The organism is Aeoliella straminimaris, from assembly GCF_024054565.1.
Taxonomy (GTDB): Bacteria; Planctomycetota; Planctomycetia; order Pirellulales; family Lacipirellulaceae; genus Aeoliella; species Aeoliella straminimaris.
The window spans coordinates 17,523-30,228 of the sequence record NZ_JAMXLR010000025.1 but is presented as its reverse complement, the minus strand read 5'-3'; the positions used below and the strand labels follow the sequence as shown (position 1 = coordinate 30,228).

Below are 12,706 nucleotides of genomic sequence, written 5' to 3'. Positions count from 1 at the left end.
GCTTATTGCTGCGAGATTATTGTGCTCACCGTGGCGAAACCCTGCCCCCACAGCACTTCCAGCGGCACCGCCGCATAGATGCCGCGGGTGAAGACCTGCTCGACCACCTCGTCGGCCATCTGAATGGGGTTCTTTGGCACCAACACGATGTCGGCATCGTTGAGCCAGATTTCGTCAGCCGGCACCGGACGGCGGGCGTATAGCGCGCCACGCAGGTCGACCATGGTCGCCATCAACCGCCAGTCGTCGGCCCGGCGAAACACCACCACTTGCCGCAAGTTGGCGCCCACGCGCCAACCGCCCGCCATGGCGATGGCTTGCATCGTCGTGGTGGGTCCCGTGAGTTCGAACTGCCCAGGTGTTTGAACATGTCCCAGCACGTACATATAACGCTGGGCACGTTGCGTGAGGTCGGGCGTGATGCGTACCCCCGGAGTAGTGGCAGCGTAACGAGCATCGACCTCCATCTTGGCTTCCGACAGCGTAAGCCCCTGCACGTACACGCTGCCAACGCCTGGCAGGTTAATCCGGCCCGAAGGGGTCACGGTCACCTGCAGCTGCCGGCCACCAAGGTTGCCACCACGGGCGTCGACCGTTTCCATCAGGTCTTCCAGGCGAGTATCAACGCGGATGGCGGTGACGGTAATGGCCGGCACTCGGTAGTACTTTTTGTATTGCTTCTCGAGCTCATCACGCAGCGTGGGAATCGATTGCCCCGCAGCGTGCACCTGTCCCAACAGTGGCAATGTGATGGTGCCATCCGGTTGAACAATCACCTGGCGGCTCAGATCGCCCGTGCCAGGTATCCCGTCGTCCGGTTCGCCGGTGTTGCCACCGCCGCCGGCGGTAAGGGACTCGACGCGAATCATATCGCCGACTTCCAGCTTGTACGGCTCGTCGAGCACCTCGCGCGTCCGCAGATAGTAGATAGCCATTTGATCGCCCACACGCAGGCGATACTCGGGCACGTGAGGCAAACGGGCGTGGCCGACGTACTCGCCTTGTGCGTACGACTGCCAGTTGCCACAACCGCGCGAATCCCAGCCCACCTCGCCACAGCCGCCACCCGTGGCGCTGTCGACCGACCAGATGGAATACGGTGCAGCCGGGCCGAGCGCCTGGCACAACGTGATTGGTCCCGAGTGCCTTGGTGCCGGCGGAGCGCTCTGCCGGCCTGCTTCCGCCGATTTATCGCGTTGCTGGGGGGAGCGAGCCGCGCAAATGCCCAGCACGGCCACCACGCAGGCGGCCGCGACCAGTAACGGGCGATAGTTGGTTGTGTGCTTCATGCCGAGTATCAGTGTGCAGAGGTTTGGCTCACCACCACATGGGGTGCGCAGGCCGTTGCGTTGCCGAAGGCGGGTCGCTGCCAGGTGCTACGGCGCCAGGCGGGGCAGGGCGGGGGGGCGCCGTTGCTGCGGGCCGCGCAGCCACGGTGGCAGCACCACCGGAGGTGCGACGAGCAAACTCGTCGGGGGAGACCCAGGAGATGCCGCGTTCGGCCGACAACTGGCCTCTGGCAATCTCGCGCTGGGCGATTTGCTGGGCCGCTTGCCGGTGTGCTTCGGCTTGCTGAGGCCGGTCAAGCTTCGTCATCACGTAGGCGAGGTTGCGTTGCGTGGCACTGGTATCGGCCAGTTGCGCGGCATGCTCCAGCAGGGCGGCTGCTTGCTCGTAGCGGCCAGCACGGGCCAGCAGCACGCCGGCTTCGTTGGCTGCCAGGTGATTGCCGCCGTGCGCGCCCACGGCGCTGCGGTACATGGTAAGACTCTTCCGCACTGCCTGAGTTTGCTCATCGCGCTGGGCCAACTGAGTGTAGATCTTGCCCAGGCCGAACAGCATCATCGAACCGGCTTGTTCGCCTTCGATAGCCATGGCCAGTTTCTGCTGAGCGTACAAGTGGTACATGGCCACCGCTGTGTGTGGCAGCACCCGCTCCGCTTGCTCTTCCTGCAGCATGGGCGTCTGGTGCCCGGCGGCGATCTTCTGCGGAGTGGTCTTGGTGGTATCACGAACCAGGAAATCATCGGCCTCTTCAATGGCACGCAGCCCCGCGGCCAGTGCCTGCGTGTGACGGCTGGTCATCTGCGTGGCATCTTTGGCCTGAGCCAACTCGACCAACAACTGCTCGAACTTTGCCCGAGCTGCATGCAATGCGCCGTGCCGAGCGAGGGTAAACGTCTGCTGCACGCGCGGCTGGAACTGTTTGCTCAATTGGTTCGCGGCCGGGAAATACGCCAACACATCGTCGATCGACGTGCTGGCGGCCAGCTGGGCGTCTTCGTCGAACTCCGCCGCTTCAAACCCGCTGCTGGGGTTCACTTCGACGATCCGATCCGCGGTTGCGGGGGCCTCCGTCTCGATGGCGGCCAGTGCCTCTTCCTGGGGCACCACCGGTTCAGGATCAGCAACGGATTCGACATCCGGCAGCGCCTCGAAGCACTCGCCTTGATCGCCTGCCAGCTCTTCGGGCGGAATAGGAGGCAGCAACTCCAGCAAAGGAGTTGGTTCGATTTCGGCCGCCGCGGGCTCCACCACCGCTGGTTCCGGCAGACGTCGCACCCTGGTGGATTGGACGGCCACGTTCTTGATGGTTGCCCTGGGAATGGGCTGCAATCGATCGGCCATCCGCTGGTCGTCGACGGCTGGTGCGGGCGGGCTCAAGGGCTCTTCGACTCGTTCCGGCAGACACTGGATGCCGACCGCGACGAGCGCCGTCACCAGCAAGGCCGCAGCGGCGGGGCCAATCAGGTCTTGCCTTGGACGCGATGTAGGCATGGGGGAAATTCTGTCTCGGTGCGACCTGTGGCCAATGCAGTACCGGGGCGGGCAGCCTGATGCGCCGCTCCGTACTGGTACAAGTCGTCCTGCCCCCAGCATGCAAACCAGCAAAAGCCATCTAATCGGCCCCCCGCCAGCCATGCCCTGCCCGCACGGCCGATACAACCCCCACTGGTCAGTGAGGAAGGTCCGCCTGCAGGCCGCAAAGCTTGCCTGGCCCGCAACCTCGCCGCTATCAGGCGAACAACCGTCGCTGACGATCGGGCACCAGCGGCACGGCGTCGAAGCCAGCCGCGCGCAGATGCTGATCGAAGCCCGGTGGGCCGTGCGTGGTATAAATGCGGCGTGGCGACACGCGTCGGGCGGCTTCGAGCAACTCGTCGAAGTCGGCATGGTCCGACAAGGGCAGCGCCACGTCGACTCGTTGACGGTACTGCGTCGAGGGGTCGATGGCCCAGCCGGTAACCCCAATCGAAAACACTTGGCCCAGTCCCGCCAGGCGAAAGCCTCTCATCGATCGCGGCAGCGTCACCACCACGTGCCCGGCAGGCAGGCGTCCGCCGTACGCGGCATAGTTGCCCAAGTTGGCTCCCTGCTGCTGGTAAACTCGACTGATAGCGGCAATGTCGGGGTGCTGCAACACCGCCAGTCCCGCGCGAGTGAGAATGGCCGTGACTTCTTGGGCCTTACCCAGGGCATAGGCGTGCACCACAGGGGTTTGGTCCTTGGAAAACGCGGTTTGGATGGTCTCCAACAGTTGCTCGATTACCACCTCTCGAGATGGCATGCGGTAGCGGGGTGAGCCAAATGTGGTTTCCATCACCAGCACGTCGGCCGTGGGCAACTCGGCCGCTTCGGCGGTGAGCGATTCGCCCAGCTTGAAGTCGCCCGTGTACAGCAGTCGCTCGCGACCGTCGTCGGCCAGCAGCATCGCCGAACCCAAGCAATGCCCCGCCGGATAAGTGGTCAACTGCACTCCGCCCATCTCCAGCGGCGTACGATACGGCATTTCGCGAACCGCCAACTTCGGCCCCAGGCGGTGACGATACAGGGCCGCGGTGGCAGGCGTGGCGTAGGCCCATTCGTGGCGAGCCATGTGATCGGCGTGGGCGTGCGATACGAATCCCCGCTGCTGTCGCCGTCGGACGTCCACCCCCAGGCCCGCCCGCGTGATCTTTAGCCCGTTGTCGTAATGAAACATATTCACCCCGCCATGCCCTGTTTCCGTGTAGCATGCTATCCTACCACAGCGTCCTTTCGTTTGCTCACCTTCAGAATGCGTCCATCATGGGTCTGGTCGAAGTCGTCATCCTCGCCATTGTGCAGGGGCTCACCGAATTTTTGCCCGTCAGTTCGTCGGGGCATCTGGTGGTGGCCAACGCGCTATTGAAGCAGATTGGCTATCCGCCCACCGAGGATCTGGTGGAGGTGAATATCGTGTTGCACCTGGGCACGTTGCTCGCGGTGCTGGTGTACTATCGGCGCGAGATCATTCGCATGCTGACCCGCGATCGTCAGGTGGCTGCCTACGTGGTCGTGGGTACCGTGCCGGCGGCCATCGCGGGGGTGTTTCTCAAGAAGGGCCTCGAAGACCACGTTACCGCGGGCGTGCTGGAGAATGTGCTGGTCGCCGGCTGCATGTTTCCCGTCACAGCCGCCCTGTTGGTGTTTGCCATGCGGCGCAAGCCAGGCGAGGGCGAGTACACGCAGTTGGGGTTTGGCAAATCGATCATGATTGGCATCGCCCAGGCTTGTGCCCTTCTGCCGGGCATCTCGCGCAGCGGCTCGACCATCGCCGCGGGCATTGCGTGTGGACTCAAGCGAGAAGAAGCCGCCACCTTTGCCTTTCTGCTCGCCATCCCAGCGATTGCCGGCGCCGGAGTGCTCGAAGGGCTCGACGTCCTGGACGAGGGCAGCAGCACTGCCCTGGGTGTGCTTGCCGTGGGCTTTGTGCTGTCGTTCCTGGTGGGTTGGGCGTCGCTGGTGCTGTTGATTCGCTTCGTGCGGCAAGGCACCCTGAGCGTGTTCGCCTGGTACCTGGTACCACTGGGCATCGCCGTCGTAACGTGGCAGTTGTGGCAGATGTTCGGCACCACGGCCGCTGCGGCCGGCGGATAGAGTTACACGTTCTGCGTTTCGCCCAGAAGTTCTTCCAGCCGTTCGATCTGCTGCTCGCTGCGGGCGATCAGGTCACGCAGGATCATGATCTTGGTATCGAGCTGCCCGTTCACGTCGCGGCTCATCTGGGCCAATTGCACCTTTTGCTTCTCTATCACGGCTACCGAGTCGTGCTTGGCGCCGTCCCACTCCGTCTTGGGACGCGGTTGGGCGTCGATGGGTCGGTTGTCGAAGCCTTTGCGGCGGCGCCCCACCTGGCGATAGGTCCGCCGCAACAGGATGGACGTCAGCAGCGCGATGCCCAACAGGAACATCAATATCGGGCCGAGTTGATCGCCGAACATCGCCTAGTCCTTTCGTGCAAGTTCAGTCTCTAGCTCTTCGCCGCAAACGCAGCGGTAGCCGCCGCGTACACCTGTGCTAGCGTCGCTCCGCTCCGCTCGGCCGCCTGACGGCAGCTTTCGTACTCGGCGGAAAATCGCTCGGTGCCGTCCGGCAACTCGGCCACCACGCCCTGCAGGGTGCCCAGGGATGTCTCCACCTCTATCTGTCGGCGGGGCAGGATGCGTCGCTCTACCAATTGCCGCCGCAGTCCTAATGTGGTGGTTTCGCGGAATACGATCGACTCCAATGCGTCGGCCTTGTCCTGTGGGCATTGCACGGTCAGTAGCACGCCGGGGCGATTCTTCTTCATCTGCACGGGCGTGAGCGTCACGTCCACCGCGCCCGCCTGCCACAATGCGTCGACACAGTGGCCAACCTGCTCGCCGGGCGTATCGTCCAGGTTGGTCTCCAGCAGGACAATCTTGTCCGTTTGCACTCCTGTGGCCGCGCCGGTCGTCTCGCCCACCAGCAACCGCAACACGTTGGCGTGATCGAAGTCCTTCTGCCCTGCCCCCAGGCCGATGGTCTCGATGGTCATTGCCGGCACCGGGCCGAACTCGTTGGTCAGCGTGGTGACGATTGCTGCCCCGGTGGGTGTGGTCAGTTCGCCCTCCGGAGCGAAATCGGCCAGCGGTACTCCGTTGAGCAACTCCGCCGTGGCCGGTGCCGGAATAGCGCAGCGACCATGTGCAATTTGGATGAAACCGGTGCCGGTGGGAATCGGCGAAGCTACCACCCGGTCTACTCCCAGCAGATCCCATCCAATTGCCGCGCCGACGATGTCGGCAATCGAGTCGACCGCGCCCACTTCGTGAAAGTGCACCTTCTCGATGGTGCTACCATGCACCTTGGCTTCGGCCTTGGCGAGCCGTAGGAAGATGTCGCCAGCCAGCTTCTTCTGCCGCTCGGTAAGCGTGCTGCCATCGATCATCTTCGTGATGTGATGCAGATGGCGGTGGGCGTGTTCGGGTTCGTGCTCCACCACAATCTGCGTGGCGCGGAAGCCCTTTTTCTTCACTTCGCTCGCCACCAGGCGGCAACTTGGCAAGCCCAGGCTATCGATGCCCGCTTGCAGTGTGGCCAAGTCGACACCGGCATCGACCAAGGCTCCCAGGGTCATATCGCCGCTGATTCCGCTGGCGCAATCGAGGTAGGCAATTCGCATGTTGTCTTTGCTAGCAGTGGTAAAGTGATTCGTCAGACCGGCAATTGTACCCGTTGGAGGGCTTTCACGTCGACGTTGACTCCTTGGCGCAGTTTACCTAGTGTTGTCGGGCCGAGATTGTCGCCCCGCGTCGGGGCGGCTGGCCTCCGGAACCTCGGAGCAATTGGTCGATGACCGCCCTAGCCACGTCACCACGCCCTGCCCGCTACCTGCCGCCGCGGATTCCCGATCGGCTGAAGTTGCTGTACGTCACTACCTTGCACCGCAGCAGCACATGGCTGTCCGAGGCGTTCGCCACCGACAACGCCACGCGGGTGATCCTGAAAGAAACCGTCGGCGTTACGGCCGGTCTGGCCCTATTGCGGGACGAAGTGTTCGATGCTGTGGTCGTGTTCCACGAGCCCGGCGTGCTCGACGCGCTCGACTTCGTCGAAGCCCTCCGCACCGGTGGGCACGAAGAGCCGATCATCGTGCTGGGGGTCGAACCGCCCCAGTCGTTCGAGGTGCTGGCCTACGAGGTGGGCGCAGACGCCTATTGCTCGATGAAGCAGACCACCACCCGGAGCCTGTTGTGGGAATTTGCCCGCGCGATCCGGCGCTACGAACTGGTCCGCGAAAACCGCCGTATGGTCGAGGCCGAGCGACAACGCCTGGCTTCCGAACACGCCGAAGCGGAACGCCTGCTCGAAGAGCAACGCACTCTGCTCACCGAACTCGAAGCGGTCGACACGGGCGAGGTCACCCATGCCGAGGGGCTGGCCGGTTCGCTGGCCGAGGTCACAGCGAGAAGCTCGCGGGCTGCCTTGCCGGCGGCGCTGGTGAATCACTATCGCGATCTGCTGCAGACCTACGTCGTAATGGGCTCCGGCAACCTGAGCGACGAGATGTATCGCCTGACCGAAGTGCTGGTGGACGCCAAGATCTCGGCGCACCAGGTCATCGCCCTGCACGTCGAGGTGCTGGAGGGAATGATCCACGGCCTCGGCCGCCGCAGCGCCCGGCACGTGATGAACCGTGCCGATCTGTTGGTGCTGGAAGTCACCATGCACCTGGCCGAGGGCTACCAACAGCGGTACGAATCTCGCCGGGAGTCGGAACAGCAGATGCTGCTGCCGGGGTTCAATGAAGCGGATATCTATGCTCCGCGATGTGAGGATGCCGCTTAACTCACCCATGGTTGGGGTCGAATGCAACGAGTCCTCACCCTACGGACGGCAAAGCCCGACACCTGGCTCACTTGTCCAAATGCACGTCCATCTGCGGGAACGGAATCTCGATCTGCGCCGCGTCGAGGTTCATCTTCACTTGGCGAATCAGCGCTTGTTTGATGTTTAGGAACTCGGAGGTCGGTCCCCACACGCGGACCTGCCAGTCGACGCTCGACGCCCCCAGGCTCATCAGGATGATGGCCGGTTCCGGATCCGCGGCGGCACCTTCGGCAGCGTTGGCCGCTTCGGTCAGCACGCGACGGGTCTCGTCGATGTCGGCCGCGTACGACACACCAACATCCACATCCACCCGTCGCTGGCTGTGGTAGGTGATGTTCTCGATGACCGAACCATAGATGGAGCTGTTGGGCACGATGATCCGACGATTGTCGAACGTGTCGATCGAGGTGGTAAACAGTTCGATCTCGTGCACCTTGCCCAGGTTGTTGGCCACGTTCACCACGTCGCCCACTTTGTAGGGGCGGAACACCAGCAACATGGCACCGGCCGCGAAGTTGGACAGCGTTCCCTGAAACGCCAGACCAATCGCAAAGCCGGTGGCGCCAATCACCGCGGCGAAGCTGGTGGTCTCGACGCCGAACTTCGACAAGCACGCCAGCGCGGCCAGTACGATGATACTCCACCACACCAGCTTGGCGATGAACAGCGTCAGCGTCTCGTCGACCTTTAGTTTTCGCAGGCTCGCCCGCACCACCCGCGAGGCCCAACCGGCGATGGTCCACGCCAGCGTCAGCAGCACCAACACCAGTGCCGCGCGAAGTCCGTAGTACTCGGCCAGCGACACCCATTCGCTGGAGGTCAAACTGAAGTCGAACGACAGCAGCTTCTTGAGTGCCTCGGCCTGCTCGGGCGGAGCCACGATGGTGCCTTCTTTTCCCTTCTCTACGACTTCGGTGGTCTGAGCGGCGGCCGCTTGGGCCAATGGAAGCAGGGGCAGCATGTCGGTCGGTCCACAAGGGCAGGTGGGAATTGCGAACCGATTTGATAGCAGAAGCCAACGGCGTGCGACAACGTCAATGCCCCAACAAGGCATCCACCGCCGCACCGATGTCGGGTTTGCGCATCAGCGACTCGCCCACCAAGATGGCATTCACCCCGGCATCGGCCAGCAGTTGCACGTCGTCGTGCGTTTTGATGCCACTCTCGCCCACCAGCAGTTTGTCCTCGGGCACCTGGCGGCGAATGTCGAGCGTGTGGTGCAGGTCGACTTCGAACGTCCGCAGATCGCGGTTGTTCACACCAATCAGCTGTGCGCCCGCCGCCAGCACTGCTGGCAAGTTGCCTGGCTCATAAAGCTCCACCAGCGCGGTGAGTCCCAACTCGTTGGCCTGGGCGTGTAGCATCGTGAGTTCATCCGGCGCGAGGCACTCGGCGATCAACAGCACCGCGTCGGCGCCAGCCGCGCGGGCTTCGACCAGTTGATACTCGTCCAGAATGAAGTCCTTCCGCAGCACGGGAATGTCGACCGCGGCCCGAACCTCGCGCAGGTAGTCGAGGTGGCCCTGAAAGTACTGCTCGTCGGTCAGCACGCTGATGCACGATGCCCCATGCTGCTGGTAAATGGTCGCGATGGTGGTGGGATCGAAGTCCTCGCGAATCAGCCCTGCCGAGGGGCTGGCCTTCTTCACTTCGGCGATCAACTTAATCGGTCCGGGCGCCGCGATGGCCGCCAGGAAGTCGCGTACCGGGGGAGCATCCGCCAATTGTGCGCGCAAATCGTCGATCGGCCGAGCCGACTTGGCCGCGGCGATCTCGGTGCGTTTGGTGGCGACAATCTTATCGAGAATTGTAGACATGGATATCAACTTTGGGCGCTCAAGCATCGGTTGCCGGGGCCACCCCGGGCGGAGCCTTGCGGGCGGGGAACGAAACTTGAGAATTGAATTTGGATACTTCGTCGACTTGGCATTTCGCAAGTTTGACAAAACGCCTATTATCGGCGCGCGAGCGGGTGTGTGCTAGCATGCGCGAGGGCGTTTTCGCACCCCATTTTGCAGGCAATACAATGACTGACTACCGACTTGAACGCGATACCATGGGCGAAATGCAGGTGCCCGCTTCGGCCCTGTACGGCGCGAGCACCGCGCGTGCGGTGGAGAATTTCCCGATCGCGAAGCGCCCTGTGCCCCCCACCGTGATTCACGCCTTCGGCCACCTGAAGGCCGCCGCGGCTCAGGCCAACAAGGACCTGGGCAAGCTGGACGCCAAGCTGGCCGACGTGATTATCGCCGCCTCCACGGAAGTTGCCGAGGGCAAGTACGACGAACATTTCCCGGTCGATGTCTACCAGACCGGCAGCGGCACTTCGACGAACATGAACGCCAACGAGGTGATCGCCTCGGTGGCCAACGAAAAGCTGGGCCTGGGCGCCACGACCAAGGCCGAAGGGGGAGTGCACCCCAACGACCACGTGAACATGGGGCAAAGCTCCAACGACACTTTCCCCACCGGTATGCACATCGCTGCGGCGGTGCTGCTCGACCAGCAGCTCGAGCCGGCGCTCGAAAAGCTGACCAAGGCGCTCGCCGACAAGGCCGAGAAGTGGGACAAGATTATCAAAGTCGGTCGCACCCACCTGATGGATGCCACGCCGATTCGTGTGGGCCAGCTATTTGCCGGCTACGCCGCGCAGGCGAAGTACTGCCATAAGCGGGCCGAGCGGGCCAAGATGCGAATTCTCGAGAACATGCCCATCGGCGGCACCGCCGTCGGCACGGGCATCAACGCCCATCCCGATTTCGCCGGCCGCGTGTGCAAGACACTCACCACTAAGCTGGGTGTGCTGTTCAGCGAAGCCGAAGATCACTGCGAGGCGCAAGCCACCAAGGACTCCTTTGTCGAGGCCCATGGCGAGCTGAAGGCCGTTGCCGTGGCGCTGTCGAAGATCGCCAACGACATTCGCCACCTGGGCAGCGGACCTCGCTGCGGTATTGGCGAGCTGGTGTTGCCGGCCATTCAACCAGGCTCGTCCATTATGCCTGGTAAGGTAAACCCGGTGATTTGCGAAAGCGTGATGCAGGTCGCCTGCCGCGTGATCGGCAATGACGCCACGGTAACCATGGCAGGCATGGGCGGGGTCGGCTCGATCTTTGAATTGAACGTCGCCATGCCGGTGATGATCGACGGATTCCTCGAGTCGGTCACGTTGCTGGCCAATGTTGCCGATACGTTCGTCGATAAGCTGCTGAAGGGCTTGGAAGTCGACGAGGCTCGATGTGCCGAATTGTTGGACGCCTCGCTGATGACCATCACGGCCCTGGCGCCGGAAGTGGGCTACGAGAAGTGCGCCGCCCTCGCGAAGCAGGCCCATAAGGAAGGCAAGACCATCAAGCAGTTGGTGGGCGAGCTGAACCTGATGCCCGAGGCACGCCTGACGGAGTTGATGGACTACGACAGCATGACCAGGCCCGAGGCATGATCGCCGCGGGCTGACGGCTCACTGAGCTGCTGAAAAATCGAAAGGCCACGAAAGGATGCGTGGAAGGATGCTGAACGCAAGGATTGCGATGGCGGCAGTCGTGGGACTGCTGGTTGGCCCGTGTGTATCTACCGATTCGTCAGCGGACGAGTTGACCAATCCCGCTGCGCCGCGAGCGCCGGAGCGGATCGAGTTGCCGGCCGAGAAACCGCAGGTCGAGCAGACCAACTACTGGCGTAACGCCCGGCCGCTGAAGGCGGCCGAGTCGCCCGCCGCCCAGGCATCGGACTTGCGACCGGTACCGCCCGATCCCGCACCACTCAGCTTGCCCAGTTGGTTGTTGCCCGAAAGCGAATCGCTGCAGCAGCTCGAACCGCCCGAGCCCCCTGGCCAGGCGGTGATGATCGACGACCACGAACCGGAAGTATCGGCGGATGAGGTGATTGAGCTGGCGATGGCCAAAGTGCAGCTGGCGCCTTCGCGCTCGGCCGCGTTGCTGGTTGTCGCCCGCGAGCTGGCCGTCGACGCCAAGAATGTTGGCGACTTTGGCGATGTGATCGATCAGTGCCACCGCGCGCTCGATGCGGGACCGGAGCGTACAACGGCCGATTCGCTGGCCAAGCTGGGGGCCTGGGCCTACAACCGGCGCGGCGAACTGTTGGTTGAAAAGGGCGACGAACATTCCGCGTTCGAAGACTTTCAGGAAGCCATTCAGCTCGATCCCAACAACTGGGCCGCGCTACACAATCGCGGCGTCACGCTGGCTCGCTACAACAAGCGGGCCGATGCCCTGTCGGACTTCAACCGTGTGGTCGATCTGGCCCCGTCCTTTGCCATCGCCCGTTACAACCGTGGCGAACTGCTAAGCCAGATGGGTCGTTGGCGGGAGGCCGTCCAGGACTATACCGTCGCCATGCAAACGATGCCCGACGAGGCCTCGTTGTACACCGCCCGGGGGGTTGTGCTGAACGAACTGGGTGAACGTAGCGAAGCGGCCACGGACTTCAATCGGGCGATCCGGCTCGATCCCAACTCAGCGCAAGCCTACGTTGGTCGCGGCAACGTGTTCGCCGCCGAGCGGATGTACGAACAAGCGGTGGGCGACTTCCAGCGGGCACTGGTTCTCGACCCCAGCTCGGCAACCGCCTACCGCAGCACTGCTTGGATACTGGCCACCTGCCCGATTGAACAATTCCGCGACGGCCAGAAGGCGCTGGCCGCTGCCGATCGGCTGGCGCAACTCCGCGGCCACGACGACCCCATGGTGCTCGACATCCTGGCCGCCGCCCATGCCGCCGGTGGCGACTTTACTCGGGCCATCACCTTTGAGCAGCAGGCGATCGTCCTGGAAGACGACGCGAACCTAAAGCAACAGTACCTCCACCGCCTGGGACTCTACCGCAGCGGCCAAGCGTTCCGCACCGAGTAGTCGCAGAACAGAATGCCCAGACTTCCTCGGTGGATGGTCTCGGGCGCTATCGCACAGCTGGAGCGTTTTCAGCTCGTATCTCAGCAATTTGGCGCAGCCCGGTCTAAGCGGATATGCTGGAAGAAGAGGCAGCGTTGCGTGGGCAAGCAGCGCAGCCAACCGGCACCGTTCAAACTCCTCGG

Annotated in this window: 11 protein-coding genes; 4 read left to right on the top strand and 7 right to left on the bottom strand. The window is 63.2% G+C overall.

The genetic code is table 11. The features are described 5' to 3' along the window. Positions 1-2 precede the first annotated feature (2 nt). The 3 genes from NG895_RS06925 to NG895_RS06915 all read right to left on the bottom strand — a co-directional run bounded on the left by NG895_RS06925 (position 3) and on the right by NG895_RS06915 (position 3,982). Positions 3-1,289 (bottom strand): polysaccharide biosynthesis/export family protein, encoded by a 1,287-nt coding sequence (locus NG895_RS06925; protein WP_252851743.1) that lies wholly within the window; start codon positions 1,287-1,289, stop codon positions 3-5. A 28-nt stretch (positions 1,290-1,317) separates the two neighbouring features. Next, positions 1,318-2,778: a tetratricopeptide repeat protein gene (locus tag NG895_RS06920; protein WP_252851742.1), complete on the bottom strand. Its 1,461-nt coding sequence runs from the start codon at positions 2,776-2,778 to the stop codon at positions 1,318-1,320. 238 nt (positions 2,779-3,016) lie between these two features. After that, the gene (locus NG895_RS06915; protein WP_252851741.1) at positions 3,017-3,982 is read right to left on the bottom strand and encodes an MBL fold metallo-hydrolase; all 966 of its coding nucleotides are present in this window, start codon (positions 3,980-3,982) and stop codon (positions 3,017-3,019) included. 32 nt (positions 3,983-4,014) lie between these two features. On the opposite strand from NG895_RS06915, the gene NG895_RS06910 reads away from it, so the two are divergent. After that, positions 4,015-4,899, top strand: coding sequence for an undecaprenyl-diphosphate phosphatase (locus NG895_RS06910; protein ID WP_252851740.1), 885 nt, complete (start codon positions 4,015-4,017; stop codon positions 4,897-4,899). A gap of 2 nt (positions 4,900-4,901) precedes the next feature. On the opposite strand, the gene NG895_RS06905 is transcribed toward NG895_RS06910, so the two are convergent. After that, complete coding sequence (locus NG895_RS06905; protein ID WP_252851739.1) at positions 4,902-5,243, bottom strand: hypothetical protein; 342 nt, start codon at positions 5,241-5,243, stop codon at positions 4,902-4,904. 29 nt (positions 5,244-5,272) lie between these two features. Further along, a complete protein-coding gene (larC, locus tag NG895_RS06900) occupies positions 5,273-6,448 on the bottom strand; it encodes a nickel pincer cofactor biosynthesis protein LarC (RefSeq protein ID WP_252851738.1) in 1,176 nt (391 codons plus the stop codon). Between the two features lie 170 nt (positions 6,449-6,618). On the opposite strand from larC, the gene NG895_RS06895 reads away from it, so the two are divergent. Beyond that, positions 6,619-7,614, top strand: a complete 996-nt coding sequence (locus tag NG895_RS06895; RefSeq protein ID WP_252851737.1) for a hypothetical protein — start codon at positions 6,619-6,621, stop codon at positions 7,612-7,614. Positions 7,615-7,681: 67 nt separating this feature from the next. Here the strand turns inward: NG895_RS06895 and NG895_RS06890 are convergent, their stop codons facing one another. After that, positions 7,682-8,617, bottom strand: coding sequence for a mechanosensitive ion channel family protein (locus tag NG895_RS06890; RefSeq protein ID WP_252851736.1), 936 nt, complete (start codon positions 8,615-8,617; stop codon positions 7,682-7,684). 73 nt (positions 8,618-8,690) lie between these two features. Next, positions 8,691-9,473 carry an indole-3-glycerol phosphate synthase TrpC gene (gene trpC / locus NG895_RS06885; RefSeq protein ID WP_252851735.1) on the bottom strand — a complete coding sequence of 261 codons (783 nt, stop codon included), beginning with the start codon at positions 9,471-9,473 and terminating at the stop codon, positions 8,691-8,693. 209 nt (positions 9,474-9,682) lie between these two features. Between trpC and NG895_RS06880 the strand changes: the two genes are divergently transcribed. Together NG895_RS06880 and NG895_RS06875 are read left to right on the top strand one after the other, a co-directional pair. After that, positions 9,683-11,095 carry a class II fumarate hydratase gene (locus NG895_RS06880; RefSeq protein WP_252851734.1) on the top strand — a complete coding sequence of 471 codons (1,413 nt, stop codon included), beginning with the start codon at positions 9,683-9,685 and terminating at the stop codon, positions 11,093-11,095. Positions 11,096-11,162: 67 nt separating this feature from the next. Beyond that, the gene (locus tag NG895_RS06875; RefSeq protein ID WP_252851733.1) at positions 11,163-12,524 is read left to right on the top strand and encodes a tetratricopeptide repeat protein; all 1,362 of its coding nucleotides are present in this window, start codon (positions 11,163-11,165) and stop codon (positions 12,522-12,524) included. The last annotated feature ends 182 nt before the right edge of the window (positions 12,525-12,706 follow it).

Coding starts and splice junctions, on each gene's coding strand:
- NG895_RS06905 (WP_252851739.1), bottom strand. CDS start 5,243: ATGTTCGGCGATCAACTCGGCCCGATATTGATGTTCCTGTTGGGCATC.
- NG895_RS06910 (WP_252851740.1), top strand. CDS start 4,015: ATGCTATCCTACCACAGCGTCCTTTCGTTTGCTCACCTTCAGAATGCG.
- NG895_RS06875 (WP_252851733.1), top strand. CDS start 11,163: ATGCTGAACGCAAGGATTGCGATGGCGGCAGTCGTGGGACTGCTGGTT.
- NG895_RS06880 (WP_252851734.1), top strand. CDS start 9,683: ATGACTGACTACCGACTTGAACGCGATACCATGGGCGAAATGCAGGTG.
- NG895_RS06890 (WP_252851736.1), bottom strand. CDS start 8,617: ATGCTGCCCCTGCTTCCATTGGCCCAAGCGGCCGCCGCTCAGACCACC.
- NG895_RS06915 (WP_252851741.1), bottom strand. CDS start 3,982: ATGTTTCATTACGACAACGGGCTAAAGATCACGCGGGCGGGCCTGGGG.
- NG895_RS06920 (WP_252851742.1), bottom strand. CDS start 2,778: ATGCCTACATCGCGTCCAAGGCAAGACCTGATTGGCCCCGCCGCTGCG.
- larC (WP_252851738.1), bottom strand. CDS start 6,448: ATGCGAATTGCCTACCTCGATTGCGCCAGCGGAATCAGCGGCGATATG.
- trpC (WP_252851735.1), bottom strand. CDS start 9,473: ATGTCTACAATTCTCGATAAGATTGTCGCCACCAAACGCACCGAGATC.
- NG895_RS06925 (WP_252851743.1), bottom strand. CDS start 1,289: ATGAAGCACACAACCAACTATCGCCCGTTACTGGTCGCGGCCGCCTGC.
- NG895_RS06895 (WP_252851737.1), top strand. CDS start 6,619: ATGACCGCCCTAGCCACGTCACCACGCCCTGCCCGCTACCTGCCGCCG.